Origin of the sequence: Pseudomonas sp. HMSC057H01 (assembly GCF_001836405.1) — a bacterium.
In the GTDB taxonomy this organism is placed as follows: Bacteria; Pseudomonadota; Gammaproteobacteria; order Pseudomonadales; family Pseudomonadaceae; genus Pseudomonas; species Pseudomonas aeruginosa.
Genome location: NZ_KV828387.1, coordinates 74,516 through 93,311, shown reverse-complemented (window position 1 = coordinate 93,311; position 18,796 = coordinate 74,516). Strand labels below are relative to the sequence as shown.

The 18,796-nt window shown below is 66.3% G+C and carries 15 protein-coding genes; 6 read left to right on the top strand and 9 right to left on the bottom strand.

Annotated features, from left to right (window positions below):
- Window positions 1-8: 8 nt before the first annotated feature.
- Window positions 9-1,178, bottom strand: coding sequence for an MFS transporter (locus tag HMPREF2581_RS03535; protein ID WP_003141980.1), 1,170 nt, complete (start codon window positions 1,176-1,178; stop codon window positions 9-11).
- A 162-nt stretch (window positions 1,179-1,340) separates the two neighbouring features.
- Here HMPREF2581_RS03535 and HMPREF2581_RS03530 point away from each other — a divergent pair, with 162 nt between their 5' ends.
- Window positions 1,341-2,717: an aminotransferase-like domain-containing protein gene (locus HMPREF2581_RS03530; protein WP_003109813.1), complete on the top strand. Its 1,377-nt coding sequence runs from the start codon at window positions 1,341-1,343 to the stop codon at window positions 2,715-2,717.
- 24 nt (window positions 2,718-2,741) lie between these two features.
- Here the strand turns inward: HMPREF2581_RS03530 and HMPREF2581_RS03525 are convergent, their stop codons facing one another.
- The 5 genes from HMPREF2581_RS03525 to glnK form a co-directional block, all read right to left on the bottom strand.
- The gene (locus HMPREF2581_RS03525; RefSeq protein WP_003096438.1) at window positions 2,742-3,656 is read right to left on the bottom strand and encodes a fimbrial protein; all 915 of its coding nucleotides are present in this window, start codon (window positions 3,654-3,656) and stop codon (window positions 2,742-2,744) included.
- Between the two features lie 436 nt (window positions 3,657-4,092).
- Window positions 4,093-4,410, bottom strand: a complete 318-nt coding sequence (gene sutA / locus HMPREF2581_RS03520) for a transcriptional regulator SutA (RefSeq protein WP_003096440.1) — start codon at window positions 4,408-4,410, stop codon at window positions 4,093-4,095.
- 77 nt (window positions 4,411-4,487) lie between these two features.
- On the bottom strand, window positions 4,488-4,913 hold the full coding sequence (locus HMPREF2581_RS03515) for a secondary thiamine-phosphate synthase enzyme YjbQ (protein WP_003096441.1): 426 nt from the start codon (window positions 4,911-4,913) through the stop codon (window positions 4,488-4,490).
- A gap of 260 nt (window positions 4,914-5,173) precedes the next feature.
- Window positions 5,174-6,502, bottom strand: a complete 1,329-nt coding sequence (locus tag HMPREF2581_RS03510) for an ammonium transporter (RefSeq protein WP_003109815.1) — start codon at window positions 6,500-6,502, stop codon at window positions 5,174-5,176.
- 39 nt (window positions 6,503-6,541) lie between these two features.
- The gene (gene glnK, locus HMPREF2581_RS03505; protein WP_003096476.1) at window positions 6,542-6,880 is read right to left on the bottom strand and encodes a P-II family nitrogen regulator; all 339 of its coding nucleotides are present in this window, start codon (window positions 6,878-6,880) and stop codon (window positions 6,542-6,544) included.
- A gap of 439 nt (window positions 6,881-7,319) precedes the next feature.
- Between glnK and HMPREF2581_RS03500 the strand changes: the two genes are divergently transcribed.
- The 3 genes from HMPREF2581_RS03500 to betT all read left to right on the top strand — a co-directional run bounded on the left by HMPREF2581_RS03500 (window position 7,320) and on the right by betT (window position 11,224).
- Entirely contained in the window at window positions 7,320-7,580 is a 261-nt protein-coding gene (locus tag HMPREF2581_RS03500; protein ID WP_003096478.1) for an accessory factor UbiK family protein, read from the top strand.
- A 40-nt stretch (window positions 7,581-7,620) separates the two neighbouring features.
- Entirely contained in the window at window positions 7,621-9,114 is a 1,494-nt protein-coding gene (locus tag HMPREF2581_RS03495) for a YifB family Mg chelatase-like AAA ATPase (protein ID WP_003141984.1), read from the top strand.
- Between the two features lie 124 nt (window positions 9,115-9,238).
- A complete protein-coding gene (gene betT / locus HMPREF2581_RS03490; RefSeq protein ID WP_003096496.1) occupies window positions 9,239-11,224 on the top strand; it encodes a choline BCCT transporter BetT in 1,986 nt (661 codons plus the stop codon).
- Between the two features lie 42 nt (window positions 11,225-11,266).
- Here the strand turns inward: betT and pchP are convergent, their stop codons facing one another.
- Both pchP and HMPREF2581_RS03480 read right to left on the bottom strand, forming a co-directional pair.
- Window positions 11,267-12,316: a phosphorylcholine phosphatase gene (gene pchP, locus HMPREF2581_RS03485; protein WP_003110458.1), complete on the bottom strand. Its 1,050-nt coding sequence runs from the start codon at window positions 12,314-12,316 to the stop codon at window positions 11,267-11,269.
- Window positions 12,317-12,466: 150 nt separating this feature from the next.
- A complete protein-coding gene (locus tag HMPREF2581_RS03480) occupies window positions 12,467-13,384 on the bottom strand; it encodes a LysR substrate-binding domain-containing protein (protein WP_003141986.1) in 918 nt (305 codons plus the stop codon).
- 148 nt (window positions 13,385-13,532) lie between these two features.
- Between HMPREF2581_RS03480 and HMPREF2581_RS03475 the strand changes: the two genes are divergently transcribed.
- Window positions 13,533-14,999, top strand: a complete 1,467-nt coding sequence (locus HMPREF2581_RS03475) for a NorM family multidrug efflux MATE transporter (RefSeq protein WP_003110456.1) — start codon at window positions 13,533-13,535, stop codon at window positions 14,997-14,999.
- On the opposite strand, the gene HMPREF2581_RS03470 is transcribed toward HMPREF2581_RS03475, so the two are convergent.
- Complete coding sequence (locus tag HMPREF2581_RS03470; RefSeq protein ID WP_003121292.1) at window positions 14,911-16,587, bottom strand: putative bifunctional diguanylate cyclase/phosphodiesterase; 1,677 nt, start codon at window positions 16,585-16,587, stop codon at window positions 14,911-14,913. The two genes, HMPREF2581_RS03475 and HMPREF2581_RS03470, sit on opposite strands and share 89 nt — an antisense overlap.
- 187 nt (window positions 16,588-16,774) lie before the next feature.
- Here HMPREF2581_RS03470 and rep point away from each other — a divergent pair, with 187 nt between their 5' ends.
- The gene (gene rep, locus HMPREF2581_RS03465) at window positions 16,775-18,784 is read left to right on the top strand and encodes a DNA helicase Rep (RefSeq protein WP_003110454.1); all 2,010 of its coding nucleotides are present in this window, start codon (window positions 16,775-16,777) and stop codon (window positions 18,782-18,784) included.
- Window positions 18,785-18,796: the final 12 nt, after the last annotated feature.

Genomic DNA, 18,796 nt, shown 5'->3' with positions numbered 1-18,796 from the left:
GTAGCGCCCTAGGCACGCGAAGCGCTGGCCTTGAAGCGCCCGACCCCGCGCAAGATGGAAAGCGCCACCGCAACGGCAGCCAACGTCAGCGACACGCCGAAAAGCAGCAACGCCGTCGACGCACCGAAGCGATCCGCGATCAGTCCGGTGAAGATCACCGGCAGGCTGAAGCCGAGGTAGGCCAACAGGAAGTAGCCCGCGCTGGCCCGCGGCTTTTCCGCACCGGCCAGGACATTCACCGCCGACAGCCCGCCCAGGTAGGTGAAGCCGTAGCAGGAACTGCTCGCGCCCAGCGCACCGAACAGCACCGCAGCCAGTGAGCCGTGGATCGCGCCCCAGGCCAGCAGGGCATAGCTCGGCGGCAGGATCACCAGCCCCAGGCAGGTCGCCGAGGCCGGCGCCATCCGCCGCGCCAGCGGCTGGAACAGCAGGCCGCAGCTGATCACGGTGAAGGTCGAGAAGCCCGACCAGCGCGCCAGCCCGTGGGCCGCCAGCAGCGAAGGCAGGACCGCGATGACCAGGCCCACAGTGGCCCATGCCAGCAGGATCGAGAAGCCGTACGGCAGGCTGCCGGCGGGAAAGAACGGCAGCCGCAGCATCGGCGTATCGCGCCCGCGCGGCGCCTCGTCCGGCAGGCCCGCCACCGCCGCCAGGGCCACGCAGGCCAGTCCCAGCTGGACCCAGAAGCTGCCGGGCACCAGGCTCTCCCGGAACAGCAGGAACAGACTGGTCAGTGCCGCGCCGAGGCCGAAGCCGAGCGAGGTGCTGGCGGTCACCCAGTTGGCCGAGGTGCGGGAATCCCCGCCCGCCATCAGTTCGCTCATGTAGGCCGTCCCGGTGGCCGATGCCAGGGCCGTGCCGACGCCGAGCAACAGGCGCGCCACGCCGAGCGCCTCCAGGCGCGGCCAGAGCGCCATCACCAGGGTGGCCACCATCGACAGCAGCAACGCGACGACGATCGGCGGCTTGCGCCCCATCCGATCGGACAACCCGCCGAGTACCAGCAGCACCGGCAGTACGCCAAGCACATAGCCGGAGAAAGCGCTGGCGGTGGCTGCCGCGCCGTAGCCGGAAAGCTCCGCGTAGGCGGTGTACAGCGGCGCCTGGAGGTTCACCGCCAAGGTGATCAGGCACAGGCCGAAGGCCAGGCATGCGGCGTGGCGACGGGTATTGCTCATGCGTTTCTCCGTACAAGGGCCTGCCGCGGCAGAGCGGTGGGCATTGGCTAGCCCGCGAGAAGAGGCGTCGACTATCCGGCGCGGCGGCGCTACGGAACAAGTAACAGCTGTTCGGATTTGTGCTTAACTGTTCGCCTGAAAAGACCGAACAGTGAGTCAGGCATGCACCTCCGGATCGACCGCAATGCCAGCGAGCCGCTGGTGCAGCAGATCGTCGCAGGGGTCAGCGGCTGGATCCGCGGCAATCGCGTCCGCGCCGGCACGCGGATTCCGTCGATACGCCAGTTGGCCAGGGAAAACCAGCTCAGCCAGTCCAGCGTGATCGAGGCCTACGACCGCCTGGTCGCCCTGGGGATGCTGGAATCGCGGCACGGCTCGGGGTTCTTCGTCGCCGAGGCACCCACCGCCGCTACCGAACTCGACAGCGAGTGGCACGAAGGCGCGGAAAACGCATGGGGCCAGTTCAGCGGCAGCTCGACGAAACTCAAGCTCGGCTGCGGCTGGATTCCGGACAGCTGGCGGGAAGTCGAGGAACTCAGCTACGCGATCCGCCAGGTCGCCCGCAGCGAACTCGCCGGGCTGTTCGACTACAGCACTCCGCTGGGCCTGCCGGCGCTGCGCCAGCACATCCAGAAACGCCTGCGGCTGATCGATATCCATGTCGACCCGGAGCAGATCCTCACCACCACCGGCGCCAGCCATGCCCTCGACCTGTTGGTACGCACGCTGCTCAAGCCGGGCGACGTGGTGGTGGTGGAGAACCCCGGCTACTACAACCTGTTCAACCTGCTGAAATTCCACGGGGTGAAGATGCTCGGCGTGCCGCGCACCCGCCACGGCCCGGACACCGCCGCGCTGGAGGCGATCCTCCTCGCACACAAGCCGAAGTTCCTTTTCACCAACAGCATGTACCACAACCCCACCGGCACCAGCCTCAGCCCCTCGGTGGCCCACCGCGTGCTGCAACTGGCCGAGCAGCATGATTTCCACATCGTCGAGGATGACATCTACGCCGACTTCCAGAACGGCCCCAGCACCCGCCTGGCAACCCTCGATTCGCTGCGCCGGGTGATCTACCTGGCGAGCTTTTCGAAGACCCTCAGTTGCTCGCTACGGGTCGGCTACCTGATCGCCGGCCCCGAGCTGATCCGGCGCCTGGCGGATGTGAAGATGTACACCAGTATCGGCAGCCAGCGCTTCGCCGAATGCGTGGTCTCGACCATGCTCGCCAACGGCAGTTACCGCAAGCTGGTGCAACGCCTGCGCCAGCGCCTGACCCGGCAGATGGCGGCGACCCTGCGGGTGCTTGGGGACAACGGCTGGGAGGTGTTCGCCGAACCGGTCGGCGGGATGTTCGTCTGGGCCCGTATCGGCGACTACCCGTTCGCCGAATTGCAGGCCGTGGCGACACGCCTGGACGTGCTGCTGTCGCCGGGCAGCGGCTTCAGCCCGGAAGGCGAGGAGAGCGACTGGCTGCGTATCAACATCGCCTATGCCAGCGACCCGCGGGCCCTGGCGTTCTTCGAGGCGTTCGGGTGAGGCGCGCTCTTGCCCTCCCCTGCCTCACTGGTAGTCGAGCAGGATCACCATCGCGGCCAGGACCGAGCCGGGCGTGATTTTCTCGGCGGTCTGCACATAGGACGCTTTCATCGGGATCCAGTACGCCCCGCCGGTGTTCTTGTCGTACGCGGTCACCGGCAACGAGAGTCCCATCCGTAGCGGCACGCCGGCCTCGTCGGTGACCCGGATCGATACGCCGGTCGCGGTGCTGCCCGCCAGGCGCGGCAGCACACCCGAGCCTTCGGCCACCGCCCCCCCCACCGCTTGAAGGCTGTAGCCGACGCGGTTGTACCCGCGAGGACAGCCGGCCACTACGAGATTGAACGGGGTAACGGCCGCGTAGGTGCCGACGCCGTTCAGCCGGGCGGCAGCGATCGACTGCAGCTTCACGGTCTGGTCGGCGACCTGGCAGGTCGCATTGATCGTGGTGACGCTCCCGGTCAACCTGACGGAAGAGGTGCCAGACGCGACAAGCCCGTCCTTGTAGGTAATGAGGAAGTACGAGTTGAACGCTCCGCTCGCGAACTGGCCGTCGGAGAGCGGCGTCGAGTTGCGGAACAACTGGACCTCCGCGATTTGCGAGAAAGTGCCCTTGAAACGGCTGCTCGCCGGTATGCCATCCAGCAGCAGGCGCACCGAAAGGCCCGGCACGTTGGTATTCAGGTCCGGACCATCGACCGGGTCCCAGACACTTCCCTTGTTGTACAGAGAGACGCCGATGAGATCGCAGCTGGGCTTGCCGCACAGTTGCATGGGAGTGAACGTGTAGCGCGACGTGACGTTTCCCTCGGGAAGGATCGAGGGGACGGCGATATCGCGGCCGCCGAAAGCGTACAGATTGGCAGCCATGCTGGTGCCGGCGGGAACGAACAGGACTGCCGCGATCAGCAGGGTTCGACGGAACGTCTTGAACTCCATGGGATGACAACCGATGTGTCCGGCATGTCCGGGAAAATCCGGCGGAACCGGCGCGAACTTGATGGGTGGCGAATCTTTTCAGAACGCCTGGAAAAGAGCCATAAGACAGGACCTACACGGCTCCGCGAATCCACCTAAGAATCGCTAGGAAAATTCTTAAGCAAGCTCTACAGCTCGCTCTCCGGCAAGTGCAGGATTGGCCCCGGACACCGCTTGGAGCGCCTGGATGGCAAGCAGCTTCGGTTGACGATGTGGAACGGTAGCGCTGCCACCGGAAAGGAAAAGGCCTTGGCCCGTCGCCAGCCGTGCCTGAACAGGCGAAAGATCGGCTCGCCAACCGGGATGCGGCGGGGCGGGATGCCCGCCAAGATAGCAGGCGCCATAGCACAAGGCCCGCCACTCCCTCACGGGTGGCGGGCCTTGGGATGACGCGAAATCAGATGGGGCGGCTGCCGTACTTGCTGTCCGGCTTCTTCGGCGGATCGGCCACCACGTTGGGTTCGATCTCCTGCACCTTTCCACCGCGGGAAAGGAATTCCTCCATCGCCTTGGCGAGGGCGTCACGCTCTTTCTGCTTGGCTTCGACCGAGGGCAGTTCCTCTTCCACCACGGCGGCTTTCGCCTTCTTGCCGGGGGCGGGGGCCTCGTCGCCGTCACTGCTGTCCGCTTCGCCGTCGTCGGCCGCGGCCAGCTCTTCGCCGTCGTCCTCGTCAGCGCCGTCCAGCTCGTCCTGTTCCAGTTCTTCTTCGCTCATGGTCAACCTCTCGGTGCTGCAAAAGCAGGTTAGTTATAGCCCAGCCGCGCGTTTTGATGAGCGCCGCCGGAAAAAATTCATACTGACTCGCCCTGCCAGGTGGCGAGCACGCGCCGTGCCCCGCCCCTGTCCCGGTGTTCACCGAGATAGATCCCCTGCCAGGTGCCCAGTGCCAACCCTCCCGACTGTATCGGCAGGGTCAGTTGGCAGCCCAGCAGGCTGGCCTTGAAATGCGCCGGAAGGTCGTCCGGACCTTCGTCGTTGTGTTCATAGCCGACTTCGCCGCGTGGCGCCAGCCGCTCGAAAAAACGCTCGAAATCCCGGCGTACGGCAGGATCGGCATTTTCATTCAGGGTCAGTGAAGCCGACGTATGTTGCAAAAGCAGGTGCAGCAGGCCGACCCGGCACCGCCGAAGCTCCGGCAAGGCGTCGAGTATCTCCTCGGTGACGAGGTGAAAGCCCCGCGGACGCGGGCGCAAGGTGATCAGGGTCTGCTGCCACATGCTGCTGTTCCAAATCGGCTCCGATCCGTCGCGCCGCGCATTCTAGCGCGGCATTTGAAAAAGCAAAGAGCGTAAGAGACAGACCTGTGAAAGCTGAGGGTTGCGCAGTCCGCCGGCAGTCGCTGAAAGACCGGTTGCGGAGAGGTCGTGGCAGTCGCGGGAAACGCCCAGGACTTTCGACGCGCAAGGGCATGGCGTTCGGCGAAGGCGAGCGCGGGAGGCAAACCGACGCCCGGCGGAAAGCCGGGCGCCGGCAGGTATTACAGGTTGTAGCCGCGCTCGTTGTGCAGCGCCAGGTCGAGGCCGACCGCTTCCTCTTCCTCGGTGACCCGCAGGCCCATGACCAGGTCCAGCACCTTGAGGATCACGAAGGTCACCACGGCGGTGTAGACCACGGTGAAGGCCACGCCCTTGAACTGCACGAAGAACTGCGCGCCGATGTCCTCCACGCTGCCGAAGCCGCCCAGCGACGGCGCCGCGAAGATCCCGGTGAGCAGCGCGCCGACGATACCGCCGACCGCATGTACGCCGAAGGCGTCGAGGGAATCGTCGTATTTCAGCGCGCGCTTGAGACTGGTGGCGGCGAAGAAGCAGATCACCCCGGAGGCCAGGCCGATCACCAGCGCGCCCATCGGACCGGCGGTGCCGGCGGCCGGGGTGATCGCCACCAGACCGGCGACCACGCCGGACGCGATGCCCAGGGCGCTCGGCTTGCCGTGGGTGATCCACTCGGCGAACATCCAGGCCAGGGCCGCGGCGGCGGTAGCGATCTGGGTCACCAGCATGGCCATCCCGGCGGTGCCGTTGGCGGCGGCGGCGGAACCGGCGTTGAAACCGAACCAGCCGATCCACAGCATGGCCGCCCCGACCAGGGTGTAGCCGAGGTTGTGCGGCGCCATCGGCGTGGTCGGGTAGCCCTTGCGCTTGCCCAGCACCAGGCAGGCGACCAGGCCGGCGATACCGGCGTTGATGTGCACCACGGTGCCGCCGGCGAAGTCCAGCACGCCCCAGTCCCACATCAGGGCGCCGTCGCCGCTCCAGACCATGTGCGCGATCGGCGCGTAGACCACGGTGAACCAGACCGCCATGAAGATCAGCATCGCCGAGAACTTCATGCGCTCGGCGAAGGCGCCGACGATCAGCGCCGGTGTGATGATCGCGAAGGTCATCTGGAAGGTGATGAACACGCTTTCCGGGAACAGCGCGGTGGCGGAAGTCAGGCCGTCGGCGGTGAGACCGCTGAGGAAGGCCTTGTCCAGCCCGCCGACGAAGGAATTGAAGTTGAGGACGCCCTTCTCCATCCCGGCGGTATCGAACGCCAGGCTGTAGCCATAGACCACCCAGAGAATGGTGATCAGGCCGGTGATGGCGAAGCACTGCATCATGATCGACAGCACGTTCTTCGCTCGCACCATGCCGCCGTAGAACAGCGCCAGACCGGGGATGGTCATGAGCAGGACGAGCGCAGTGGAGATCAGCATCCAGGCGGTGTCGCCGCTGTTCAGGACGGGTTCCTCAGCGGCCAGGGCGACGCCCGGCAAAGCGAGGGACAATAGGGCTCCTAGCCCTGCGATCTTACGCAGAGTCATGTTGGTATTCTCCTGGGGCTTTTGGGGGTTCGGTTGGGCTTAGATCGCGTCGGTATCGGTTTCGCCGGTACGGATGCGGATGGCCTGTTCCAGGTTCACCACGAAGATCTTGCCGTCACCGATCTTGCCGGTATTGGCCGCCTTGGTGATCGCCTCGATGACGCGGTCCAGCTGGTCGTCGGCGATCGCCACGTCGATCTTCACCTTGGGCAGGAAGTCGACGACGTACTCGGCGCCGCGATACAGCTCGGTGTGGCCCTTTTGCCGGCCGAAACCCTTGACCTCGGTCACCGTGATGCCCTGCACACCGATCTCGGACAACGACTCGCGGACGTCGTCCAACTTGAACGGCTTGATGATGGCAGTGACTAGCTTCATGAAACTCTCTCCCGTGTTTGGTGGACTCGCCCCAGGAAAACGAACCCGAGGACAGTCTAAGCGCAGTGTCTGGCTTTGTAACGCGCCGGTCCCTCTGGGAAGCATGATCGGGACCCTCCGCCCCGACCTGGCCCTGCTGCGGCCGTTCGATGCCGCAACCTGCCGGCCTCCCGCAACCGCCTCATCTGCCGCACCGGTACTGCTTCAGTGCACGCCTCACCCCGGCCAAAGCAGAAAGCTTGCCAGCTCCGGCAAATCCGCCGGATTTCAAGCCCTTAGCCGCCAACCCGGGGATAGTGCGGAACGCCGGCCTCCGGGCGGCGCACCAAATAGGCGCAGACGCGCTCCGACAGTTGCGCAAAAAGTGTGCAATGGCCCTCCCGCGAGCGCCGCCGACATCGTGCTAGACTGCCGCCCACTCGTTACCGGAACCCTCGCCATGCTGCCGCCCAAAGCCGTCTTCGAAGCCCTCAGCCAACAAGCCAGCCGCCTGTTCGCCGGCGAATCGCCGTTGCCCAAGGCCGAACTGGAGTCGCAGTTCCGCGCCCTGATGCAGAGCGCTTTCAGCAAGCTCGACCTGGTCAGCCGCGAGGAATTCGACAGCCAGATGCTGGTCCTCGCCCGCACCCGCGCACGGCTGGAAGCCCTGGAGGCCAAGGTGGCGGAACTCGAAAGCAAGCTGACGCCGCCCGCCGACTGATCCTTCCCCCTGCGAGCGGCGTGAGATCAAGGAGCGATCCATGTCCCTGGCGATTGTCCACAGCCGAGCCCAGGTCGGCGTCGAAGCCCCCTGCGTCAGCGTCGAGGCGCACCTGGCCAACGGCCTGCCTTCGCTGACCCTGGTCGGCCTGCCGGAAACCGCGGTGCGCGAGAGCAAGGACCGCGTGCGCAGCGCCCTGCTCAATGCCGGTTTCGACTTCCCCGCGCGGCGCATCACCCTCAACCTCGCCCCCGCCGACCTGCCCAAGGACGGCGGTCGCTTCGACCTGGCCATCGCACTCGGCATCCTCGCCGCCAGCGGCCAGTTGCCCGGCACCACCCTCGACGGCCTGGAGTGCCTTGGCGAACTGGCCCTGTCCGGGGCGATCCGGCCAGTGCGAGGCGTATTGCCGGCCGCGCTGGCGGCGCGCGACGCAAGGCACGTTCTGGTGGTACCGAAGGAAAATGCCGAAGAGGCCAGCCTGGCCAGCGGGCTGACGGTGTTCGCCGTGGACCACCTGCTGGAGATCGCCGGACACCTCTCCGGCCAGGCCCCGCTGCTGCCCTACCAGGCCCGCGGCCTGCTCCGCGCGCCCTTCCCTTATCCAGACCTGGCCGAGGTCCAGGGCCAGGCCGCCGCCAAGCGCGCCCTGCTGGTGGCCGCCGCCGGCGCGCACAACCTGTTGCTCAGCGGCCCGCCGGGCACCGGCAAGACCCTCCTGGCCAGCCGCCTGCCCGGCCTGCTGCCGGCGCTCGACGAGGACGAGGCCCTGGAGGTCGCAGCGATCCATTCGGTGGCCAGCCACGTCCCCCTCAGGCACTGGCCGCAGCGACCGTTCCGCCAGCCGCACCACTCCGCCTCCGCGCCGGCCCTGGTCGGCGGCGGCAGCCGCCCGCAGCCGGGCGAGATCACCCTGGCGCACCAGGGCGTGCTGTTCCTCGACGAACTGCCGGAGTTCGAGCGCAAGGTCCTGGAGGTCCTGCGCGAGCCGCTGGAAAGCGGCGAGATCGTCATTGCCCGGGCCAACGGCCGGGTACGTTTCCCGGCGCGCTTCCAACTGGTGGCGGCGATGAATCCCTGTCCCTGTGGCTACCTCGGCGATCCCAGCGGCCGCTGCCGCTGCACCCCGGAACAGGTCCAGCGCTACCGGGGCAAGCTGTCCGGACCGCTGCTCGATCGCATCGACCTGCACGTCAGCGTGCTCCGCGAAAGCACCAGCCTGCAGCCAGGACACGGCGAAACCGCTACCGCCGAGATCAGCGAACGGGTTGGCGCCGCACGGCAACGGCAACTGGCCCGCCAGGGCTGCGCCAATGCCCATCTCGACCTCCAGGCGATGCACCGCAATTGTGCACTCGCCGAAGCGGACCGCCGCTGGCTGGAGGCTGCCGGAGAGCGCCTGGAACTTTCCTTGCGCGCCTTGCATCGCATACTCAAGGTGGCCCGGACGCTGGCCGACCTGGAGCGCATCGATGCCATCGAACGCCGGCACCTGGCGGAAGCCCTGCAGTATCGGGCAACGACCTCCACGTGAAGCGTAATAATTCAGCAAAGCTATCGATTAAGGCTTTCCGAATCAAATTAGCTATCACGATGTGTTAGGCTGTTTCGTCTTCCGCCTTCGGCGGGCAATCCGATCACAAGGAGAGCTAGCTTACATGGAGACACCCACTACCCCCCGGAGCACCCTGAATCCTCCGGTCTTCTATACCTCCGCCGCCCTGATCCTGGCCCTGGTGCTGTTCACCGTGCTCCTCCAGGAAGAAGCGCAATCGCTGTTCAACCACGTCCAGCAATGGATCATCACCAACGCCAGCTGGTTCTACGTACTGGCCGTGGCGCTGATCCTGATCAGCGTGGTGTTCCTCGCCGTCAGCCGCTACGGCGACATCAAGCTCGGCCCCGACCACAGTCGTCCCGACTACCGCAACACCACCTGGTTCGCCATGCTGTTCTCCGCCGGCATGGGCATCGGTCTGATGTTCTTCGGCGTTGCCGAACCGGTGATGCACTTCACCACCCCACCGGTAGGCGAGCCGAACACCGTGCAGGCGGCGAAGGAAGCGATGAAGCTGACCTTCTTCCACTGGGGCCTGCATGCCTGGGCGATCTACGCCATCGTCGCGCTGATCCTGGCCTTCTTCAGCTATCGCCACGGCCTGCCGCTGACCCTGCGCTCGGCGCTGTATCCGCTGATCGGCGAACGTATCTACGGCCCCATCGGCCACGCGGTGGATATCTTCGCGATCATCGGCACCGTGTTCGGCGTGGCGACTTCGCTCGGCTACGGCGTGCTGCAGATCAACAGCGGCCTGCACCACCTGTTCGGCTGGCCGGTGAACCAGACCGTGCAGATCGCCCTGATCGCCGCCACCTGCGGCCTCGCCACGCTCTCGGTGGCCAGCGGACTGGACCGCGGCATCCGCATCCTGTCCGAGCTGAACCTGAGCCTGGCGGTGATCCTGCTGCTCTTCGTGCTGGTCCTCGGGCCGACCGTGTTCCTCCTGCAAACCTACGTGCAGAACACCGGGGCCTACCTGTCCGACATCGTCAACAAGACCTTCAACCTGTACGCCTACGAGCCCACCGACTGGATCGGCGGCTGGACCCTGCTGTACTGGGGCTGGTGGCTGTCCTGGTCGCCCTTCGTCGGCCTGTTCATCGCCCGTATCTCGCGCGGCCGCACGATCCGCGAGTTCGTCTGCGGCGTGCTGTTCGTCCCGGCCGGCTTCACCCTGCTGTGGATGACGGTGTTCGGCGATACCGCCATCCACATGGTCCTGCAGGAGGGCTTCACCCAGTTGGCCGAAGTGGTCAACCAGGACAGTTCGGTGGCGCTGTTCGCCTTCCTCGAGCACTTCCCGCTGGGCAGCGTGATTTCGCTGGTGGCGGTGCTGATGGTGGTGGTGTTCTTCGTCACCTCGGCCGACTCCGGCGCGCTGGTGGTGGACATGCTGGCCTCCAGCGGCAAGGACCACTCGCCGCTCTGGCAGCGGATATTTTGGTCGGTGCTGATGGGCGTGGTGGCCATCGCCCTGCTCCTCGCCGATGGCCTCAAGGCGCTGCAAACCGCGACCATCGCCAGCGCGCTGCCATTCTCCATCGTGCTCCTGGCGTCGATCTGGGGCCTGTTCAAGGCGCTGCACCTGGATGCCACCAAGCGCGGCATCCGCTACCAGGCGCTGACCTTCTCCCGCCCCACCACGCGCAGCGGCGCAAGCGAGGGCGACGGTTGGCAGCGCCGCTTGCGCAACATCGCCATGTTCCCGAGGCGCAGCCACGTCAACCGCTTCATCACCGATGTGGCGCGACCGGCCTGCGAGGACGTCGCCGCCGAACTGCGCAAGCAGGGCTACGAAGTCCAGGTGCAGGACGGCGAGGACGGCCGGGTTCGGCTGGAAGTCAGCCACGGCGGCGAGGTCGATTTCATCTACGAGGTGCGTCCGCGCGCCTTCACCACGCCGAGCTTCGTGATGCGCGACACCGAGGACAGCAGCGAGTCGCGCAAGTATTTCCGCGCCGAGGTCCATCTCCAGGAAGGCGGCCAGGACTACGACATCATGGGCTGGAGCCGCGACGGCGTGATCGGCGACATCCTCGATCAGTACGAGCGGCACATGCACTTCCTGCACGTGGTGCGCTGAGGGATGCGGGGGCCGGCCAATGCCGGCCCCTCGCCGTTTCGCCTACTGGATCTGCTCCGGGGTGACGATCACCCAGTTCCTGTCCGCCGTCACCGGCAGGCCGGCCTTGGCCTGGGCGGCGGAATGCTGCTTGATCATGCCGTTGATCTGCTCCATGTACTTGGCCTTGCGGTTGACCCACAGGTGCACGCCGTTTTCCGCGGTGCCGTTGAACAGCATGTAACCGTCGCTGTCCGGGGTATCGCCGGCGACCAGGATCGGCCGCTTCCAACGGTCGATGTAGGTGAGGATCGCAGCCTGCTTGCCGGCCATCCAGGTCGCCGGGGTCCACAGGTAGGGGGTCACCTCCAGGTCGAGGTTGGCCTTGGGATCGTACTTGCCCTCGGCGATCTGCTTGCGCGCGGTGGTCAGCTCTCCGGTCTTGCGGTTCTTCAGCAGGGTGGTGACGCCGATGACGTTCTCCGGCTTGGCGTTGTAGCCATACCTGGGGTCCGCCGCGACCATCCGCACCAGTTCCTCGTGGGCCGCGCTGATCACGTAGACCTCGATGCCGTTTTCCATCAGCTTGTTGTACAGCTCGCGCTGGCCGCTGAACACGCGCGGCGGCTCGACGTCGAGCGTGGCGAGCTTGTCGCCGTCGTAATAGGTGGCGGGGATCGGCTTGCCGTAGGCCATCAGTTCGTCGACATAGCCCTTCAGTTCCCTGAGGGTGAAGCCTGAGAACACCTGGGCGACCCAGGGATAGCAGACCATGTCGTCGATCTCGCAAAGCCGGTAGTAGTAGCTGAACAGGCTCTCCTTGTGCCCGGCCTGGTCCTTGAACGGGATCAGTTTCAGCGAAGGGTCGAGCCTGTCGCGGGTCAGCACGCCCTTCATTTCCAGATAGGGCAGCAGCGATTCTTCCAGGTCGTAGCGATAGCTGGTGTTGTCCATGTCGAACACGGCGTAGGCGCCCTTGTTCGCGTTGGCCTCGATCAGTGCATTCAGTTGCCTGGCGGCGGGGGCCGGCCAGTGCTCGAGTTCGGTGGCGCTGGCCTGGCCGACTGCGGCGGCGAGCGCCAGCGCGGCGAGTATTCCTTTGGCGAAGGTCATGGCGGGTTCCTTTGGGCGGTTGGAAGGAAGCTCCGTCCCCTGCCGCTCCCGACAGGCAACGACCAACGACCCTAGCGCAAACCCTGCGCCCGGCCCAGCGACGGCAGCGACCTGTAACGTCGCGTCAGCGCCAGGAGTTGTCCGGCGGCGTCACGCCAGCCGCTCGACGACGGGCAGACGCATCGCCGCCACCTCCGCGAGGAGGAAGTCGCGCAATCGCTGGAAGCGTTCCTGTCCCCTGCGGGCGCGAGGCCAGACTAGGTGATAGCTTTCGCCGCTGGCCACCGCCACCGGCCAGGGCAGGCCGATGCGGCCCTGGGCGACATCCTCGGCGACCATCACCAGGTCGCCGATGGACACGCCATAGCCTCGTGCGGCGGCGACGATACCCAGTTCCAGCGTGTCGAACACCTGGCCGCCCTTGAGCGACACCTCGTCCCCCAGCCCAGTCCGCTGCAGCCAGCGTCGCCAGTCGCGACGATCCGGCGTGGGGTGCAGCAGCTCGCTGTCACGCAGGCGTTGGAGGGTCCAGGGCTCCACGGCCTCGTCGGGATCGCAGACCGGCACCAGCCATTCGGCGAACAGCGCTGCCGTTTCCCATTCCGGGCTGAACTGGCCGCTGCCCAGCAACACCGCGCAGTCGAAAGGCTCGCGCTGGAAATCCACCGAGTCCACATCCATCCAGGCACTGGTGAGCTGCACCTCGATATCCGGGTTCAGGTGGCGGAAGCGGCTCAGGCGCGGTAGCAGCCAGCGCAGGGTAAGGGTGGAAGGCGCCTTCAGGCGCAGGGTGGCGTCGTCCACGCGCAGGGCGGTGCAGGCCCGTTCCAGCGCATCGAAGCCGTCGCGCAGCCCGGGCAGTAGCAGGCGTGCCGGCTCGGTCAGCTGCAACTGGCGGCCATGGCGCTCGAACAGACGGCAATCGAAGTGCTCCTCCAGGGTACGGATGTGCCGGCTCACCGCGCTCTGGGTTATCGCCAGTTCCTCGCCGGCGCGGGTGAAAGAGGCGTGCCGGGCGGCAGCCTCGAAGGCGCGCAGGGCATACAGCGGGGGCAGGCGACGGGTCATTGGGGAATTACCTCTTTCATGACTTTTACTCATGCCTGGCATCTTGTTTTTCCTTTTGTGGAGCCATGCCAGTCGCACCGAGAATAGCCGCATTCTCAACGCCGACAGGCCATCGCGGCAACCATCTCCTCCTGAGCCATACTCATCCATGTCCTCGCCATCCCTCGTCGAACTCAAAGCCATCCTGCGCCTGGCGGGCCCGTTGATCGCCGCCCAGCTGGCCTATGTCGCCATGGTCTTCACCGACACCGTGATGATGGGCAAGCTCGGCCCCGACGCGCTGGCCGCCGGCGGCCTGGGCGCGGTCAGCTACGCCTTCGTCTCGACGTTCTGTGTCGGCGTGGTAGCAGCGGTCGGCAACCTGGTGGCGATCCGTCACGGCTGCGACGACGCCGCTGGCGCCGCCGCGGCCGCTCGCTCCGGACTCTGGGTCGGCGCCGCGCTGGCCCTGGCCGCCGGCCTGCTGCTATGGAACCTGCGGCCGCTGCTCCTGCTCTTCGGCCAGGCGCCGCAGACGGTGGACGGCGCCATGCAGTTCCTCCACAGCCTGACATTCGCCCTGCCCGGCTACATGGCCTTCATGGTCCTGCGCGGCTTCACCAGCGCCATCGACCGCGCCGGCCCGGTGATGGCGATCAGCGTGCTCGGCGCGCTGGCCAACCTGGCTCTCAACTATTCCTTCATAGAAGGCCTGTTCGGCCTGCCGCGCCTGGGCCTGGCCGGTATCGGCCTGGTCACCGCCCTCGTCATGAACTGCATGCCGCTGCTGCTGGCCCTGTATATCCGCCGGCAGCCGGCCTATGCCGCGTACTCGCTGCTGCGCGGACTGGGACGGCCGCAGCGGGCGATGGTCGAGGAGATCCTGCGCCTGGGGCTGCCCATCGGCGGCACCTACGCGGTGGAGTCGGGGATGTTCACGGTCGCCACCCTGTGCATGGGCATCATCGGCGATCACGCCCTGGCCGCGCACCAGATCGCCATCCAGGCGGTATACGTGGCGTTCATGGTGCCGGTGGGGTTGTCGTACGCCACCACCTACCGCATCGGCCAGCATTTCGGCGCCGGCCGCCTGCTCGAAGCACGCCGCGCCGGGCGCGTCGGCATCGGCTTCGGCGCGCTGTGCATGCTGCTCTTCGCCGGGCTCTTCTGGTGGATGCCGGAGGCCATCATCGGCCTGTTCCTCGACCGCGACGCCCCGGCCAACCGGGAGGTGGCCGCGATGGCCGTCTCGCTGCTGGCGATCGCCGCCTGGTTCGAGCTGTTCGACGGCACCCAGAACGTCGCCATGGGCGCGATCCGCGGTCTCAAGGACGCCCGCACCACCTTCCTGGTCGGCCTGGCCTGCTACTGGCTGGTTGGCGTGCCGCTGGCCTGCCTGCTGGCGTTCGCGGCCGGCTGGGGCGCCGCGGGCGTCTGGTGGGGGCTGGCCGGCGGCCTGGCCTGCGCAGCCATCGGCCTGACCCTGGCCTTCGAGTGGAAGACCGCGCGGTTGCTGCCGAAAGCCACAGCCAGCGAGACGTCGGCGCTCAATTGCCGAGCGGCTGGCCGCGGTGCGCCGAGCGCTCGCCGATGCCCAGGAAACGCGCCAGTTCCGCCAGCGGCAGCGGCGGACTGATCCAGTAGCCCTGCACCTGGTCGCAACCGAAATCGCGCAACTGCTCCTGCTGGCGCAGGGTCTCCACGCCTTCGGCAACCACTTCCAGGTTTAGGTTGTGCGCCAGGTTGATCATCGCCCGCACCAGTTGGAAGTTTTCCGCCCGCTGGTCCATGCCGCCGACGAAGCTGCGGTCGATCTTCAACAGGGTGATCGGCAGGCTATTGAGGTGGACGAAGGACGAGAAACCGGTGCCAAAGTCGTCCAGCGAAAAGCGCACGCCCAGTTGGCCGAGCGCCTGCATGGTCTGCAGCACCTGGTCGCTACGCCGCATCACGGCGGTCTCGGTCAGTTCGAACTCGAGCCAGCGCGCGTCGACGCCGTGCTCTTCGATCAACCGTTGCAGGGTCGGCAGCAACTGGCTGTCCTGGAACTGGCGGAACGACAGGTTCACCGCCATGTGCAACGGCTCCAGGCCGCGCCCGTTGAGCCACTGCATGTCGCGCAGGGCGCGGGCGATGACCCAGTAGCCGAGCGGCACGATCAGCCCGCTCTCCTCGGCCAGCGGGACGAACTCGCTGGGCGTGAGCAGGCCCCGCTCGCCGTGGCGCCAGCGCACCAGCGCCTCCAGGCCGACGATGCGCCCGCTGTCCAGGCACAGTCGCGGCTGGTAGTGCAGCTCCAGCTCGTCGCGACGCAGCGCCCGGCGCAGTTCGGCTTCGAGGTCGGCTAGGCTGCGCACGCCACGGTTGATGCGTTCGTCGAAGACATGGAAGGTGCAACCCTGGCGGCTCTTGGCCTGCTGCATGGCGATGTGCGCATGCCACATCAGCGGATCGGCACCTTCGTCGGCACGGGCATGGGCGAGTCCCAGGCTGCAACCCAGCAAGAGGCTCTCGCCATCGATCCAGTAGGGCTCGCCGAGGCATTCGACGATGCGTTCGGCGACCCGCTCGGCGCGTTGCGGATCGCGACGGGTGTCCAGCAGCAGGGCGAACTCGTCGCTGCCCAGGCGCGCCAGGCTGTCACCGTTCTCCATGAAGCCGCGCAGGCGGTTGACCACCTGCAGGATCAGGCGGTCGCCGCCCTGGTGGCCGAGGGAATCGTTGACGTGACGGAAGTTGTCCAGGTCGAGATGGCCGAGCACCAGGCCACGCCCGTCGAATTCGCTGAGGCGCGCCGCGAGCAGGGTCTGGAAGCCCTGGCGGTTGGCGATGCCGGTCAGCGGATCCTGCTCGGCGAGCAGTTGCAGGGTCGCCTGCAAGCCCAGGCGCTCGCGCGCGTAGCGCAGGCAGCGGCGCAGGCTGTCCTCGGAGAGCTGTTCGGCGGCCAGCCAGTCGACCACCCCAACCGGCGCCTGCGCCGGCTCCTGCTGCAACAGCAGGATCACCGGCCAGGGGCAGGGAGTCCCCAGCGGCAGGCAGGCCGGCGTGGCCAGGAGCAGCCCGCGGGGCTCGGCGGCGAACAGGGTGGCCGCGCCCTCCCAGGTGGTGACGATGCTCAGCGAAAAGGCAGGCCCCAGCGCTCTCAGGCGTTCACCTAGCAGTGGCGCCCAGTCCGGCGTATCCGCCAGAAGGAGCAGGCGCAAGGGTTCTGCGGGCGCTGACAAGCAACCTCCAAAGTTTTAAGAATCTTCGTAAAGAACGAACGGCATCATCCTAATGCGGTAGGGAATCTACAGCAAAATGGCGTGAACGATCTCGGGATCGGTCACAGCTTGCACGCTAATTCTCGCGGATGCCAGCCAGCCTGTTAGAATACGCCCCCGCTTCAACCCTCTCTTCCGGCCTGTTCCTATGTCCCGACTCAATCCCCGGCAGCAAGAAGCCGTGAACTACGTCGGCGGTCCCCTGCTGGTCCTGGCTGGCGCCGGCTCCGGCAAGACCAGCGTGATCACCCGCAAGATCGCCTATCTCGTCCAGCAGTGCGGTATCCGCGCCCAGTACATCGTCGCCGTGACCTTCACCAACAAGGCCGCGCGGGAGATGAAGGAGCGCGTCGGCACCCTGCTGCGCGGCGGCGAGGGCAAGGGCCTGACCGTCTCGACCTTCCACAACCTCGGCCTGAACATCATCCGCAAGGAACACGAGCGGCTCGGCTACAAGCCCGGTTTCTCGATCTTCGACGAGTCGGACATCAAGGCGCTGCTGACCGACATCATGCAGAAGGAGTATTCCGGGGACGACGGCGTCGACGAGATCAAGAACTACATCGGCGCCTGGAAGAACGACCTGATCCTTCCGGAGGAGGCGCTGGAAAAGGCCCGCAATCCCAAGGAGCAGACCGCCGCGATCGTCTACCTGCATTACCAGCGCACCCTGCGCGCCTACAACGCGGTGGACTTCGACGACCTGATCCTGCAACCGGTGAAGCTGTTCCAGGAACATCCGGACGTCCTCCAGAAGTGGCAGAACAAGGTGCGCTACATGCTGGTGGACGAGTACCAGGACACCAACGCCAGCCAGTACCTGCTGGTCAAGCTGCTGGTGAAGGACCGCGCCCAGTTCACCGTGGTCGGCGACGACGACCAGTCGATCTACGCCTGGCGCGGCGCGCGCCCGGAAAACCTGATGCAGCTGAAGGAAGACTTCCCTTCGCTGAAGGTGGTGATGCTGGAGCAGAACTACCGCTCCACCAGCCGCATCCTCAAGTGCGCGAACGTCCTCATCGCCAACAACCCGCACGTATTCGAGAAGCAGTTGTGGAGCGAGATGGGCCACGGCGATCCGATCCGGGTGATCCGCTGCCGCAACGAGGACGCCGAGGCCGAGCGCATCGCCATGGAAATCCTCACCCTGCACCTGCGCACCGAGCGGCCGTACAGCGAGTTCGCCATCCTCTACCGTGGCAACCACCAGGCCAAGCTGATGGAGCTGAAGCTCCAGCACCACCAGATTCCCTATCGGCTCTCTGGCGGCACCAGCTTCTTCGGGCGCCAGGAAGTGAAGGACCTGATGTCCTACTTCCGCCTGCTGGTGAACCCCGACGACGACAACGCCTTCCTCAGGGTGATCAACGTGCCGCGCCGGGAAATCGGTTCGGCGACCCTGGAGAAGCTCGGCAACTACGCCACCCAGCGCAAGATATCGATGTACGCCGCCTGCGACGAGATGGGCCTGGCCGAGCACCTCGACAGCCGTTTCCACGAACGCCTGCAACGCTTCAAGCGCTGGATGGACGGTATCCGCCGACAGTGCGCGGAGAACGAGCCGATCGCCGTGCTGCGCAGCATGGTGATGGACATCGACTACGAGAACTGGCTGCGGCAGAACGCCTCCAGCGACAAGGTCGCCGAATTCCGCATGAGCAACGTCTGGTTCCTCATCGAGGCACTGAAGAACACCCTCGAGCGCGACGAGGAAGGCGACATGACCATCGAGCAGGCCATCGCCAAGCTGGTCCTGCGCGACATGCTGGAGCGCCAGCAGGAAGAAGAGGAAGGCGCCGAAGGCGTGCAGATGATGACCCTGCACGCGTCGAAGGGGCTGGAGTTCCCCTACGTGTTCATCATGGGCATGGAGGAAGAGATCCTGCCCCACCGTTCCAGCATCGAGGCCGACACGGTGGAAGAGGAGCGCCGCCTGGCCTACGTCGGCATCACCCGCGCGCGGCAGAACCTGGCGATGACCTTCGCCGCCAAGCGCAAGCAATACGGCGAGATCATCGACTGCTCGCCGAGCCGCTTCCTCGACGAACTGCCCCCCGAAGACCTCGAATGGGAAGGCATGGAAGACGCCCCGCAAGAGGTCAAGGCGGCCAAGGGCAACGCCGCCCTCGCCGACATCCGCGCCATGCTCAAGCGCTGAGCCCGCCGCGCC

Bases quoted from the DNA above. Each gene is read 5' to 3' on its own strand.
- HMPREF2581_RS03480 (WP_003141986.1), bottom strand. From the start codon at position 13,384: ATGACCCGTCGCCTGCCCCCGCTGTATGCCCTGCGCGCCTTCGAGGCT.
- HMPREF2581_RS03535 (WP_003141980.1), bottom strand. From the start codon at position 1,178: ATGAGCAATACCCGTCGCCACGCCGCATGCCTGGCCTTCGGCCTGTGC.
- rep (WP_003110454.1), top strand. From the start codon at position 16,775: ATGTCCCGACTCAATCCCCGGCAGCAAGAAGCCGTGAACTACGTCGGC.
- betT (WP_003096496.1), top strand. From the start codon at position 9,239: ATGGAGACACCCACTACCCCCCGGAGCACCCTGAATCCTCCGGTCTTC.
- HMPREF2581_RS03475 (WP_003110456.1), top strand. From the start codon at position 13,533: ATGTCCTCGCCATCCCTCGTCGAACTCAAAGCCATCCTGCGCCTGGCG.
- HMPREF2581_RS03495 (WP_003141984.1), top strand. From the start codon at position 7,621: ATGTCCCTGGCGATTGTCCACAGCCGAGCCCAGGTCGGCGTCGAAGCC.
- pchP (WP_003110458.1), bottom strand. From the start codon at position 12,316: ATGACCTTCGCCAAAGGAATACTCGCCGCGCTGGCGCTCGCCGCCGCA.
- HMPREF2581_RS03515 (WP_003096441.1), bottom strand. From the start codon at position 4,913: ATGTGGCAGCAGACCCTGATCACCTTGCGCCCGCGTCCGCGGGGCTTT.
- sutA (WP_003096440.1), bottom strand. From the start codon at position 4,410: ATGAGCGAAGAAGAACTGGAACAGGACGAGCTGGACGGCGCTGACGAG.
- glnK (WP_003096476.1), bottom strand. From the start codon at position 6,880: ATGAAGCTAGTCACTGCCATCATCAAGCCGTTCAAGTTGGACGACGTC.
- HMPREF2581_RS03500 (WP_003096478.1), top strand. From the start codon at position 7,320: ATGCTGCCGCCCAAAGCCGTCTTCGAAGCCCTCAGCCAACAAGCCAGC.
- HMPREF2581_RS03530 (WP_003109813.1), top strand. From the start codon at position 1,341: ATGCACCTCCGGATCGACCGCAATGCCAGCGAGCCGCTGGTGCAGCAG.
- HMPREF2581_RS03510 (WP_003109815.1), bottom strand. From the start codon at position 6,502: ATGACTCTGCGTAAGATCGCAGGGCTAGGAGCCCTATTGTCCCTCGCT.
- HMPREF2581_RS03525 (WP_003096438.1), bottom strand. From the start codon at position 3,656: ATGGAGTTCAAGACGTTCCGTCGAACCCTGCTGATCGCGGCAGTCCTG.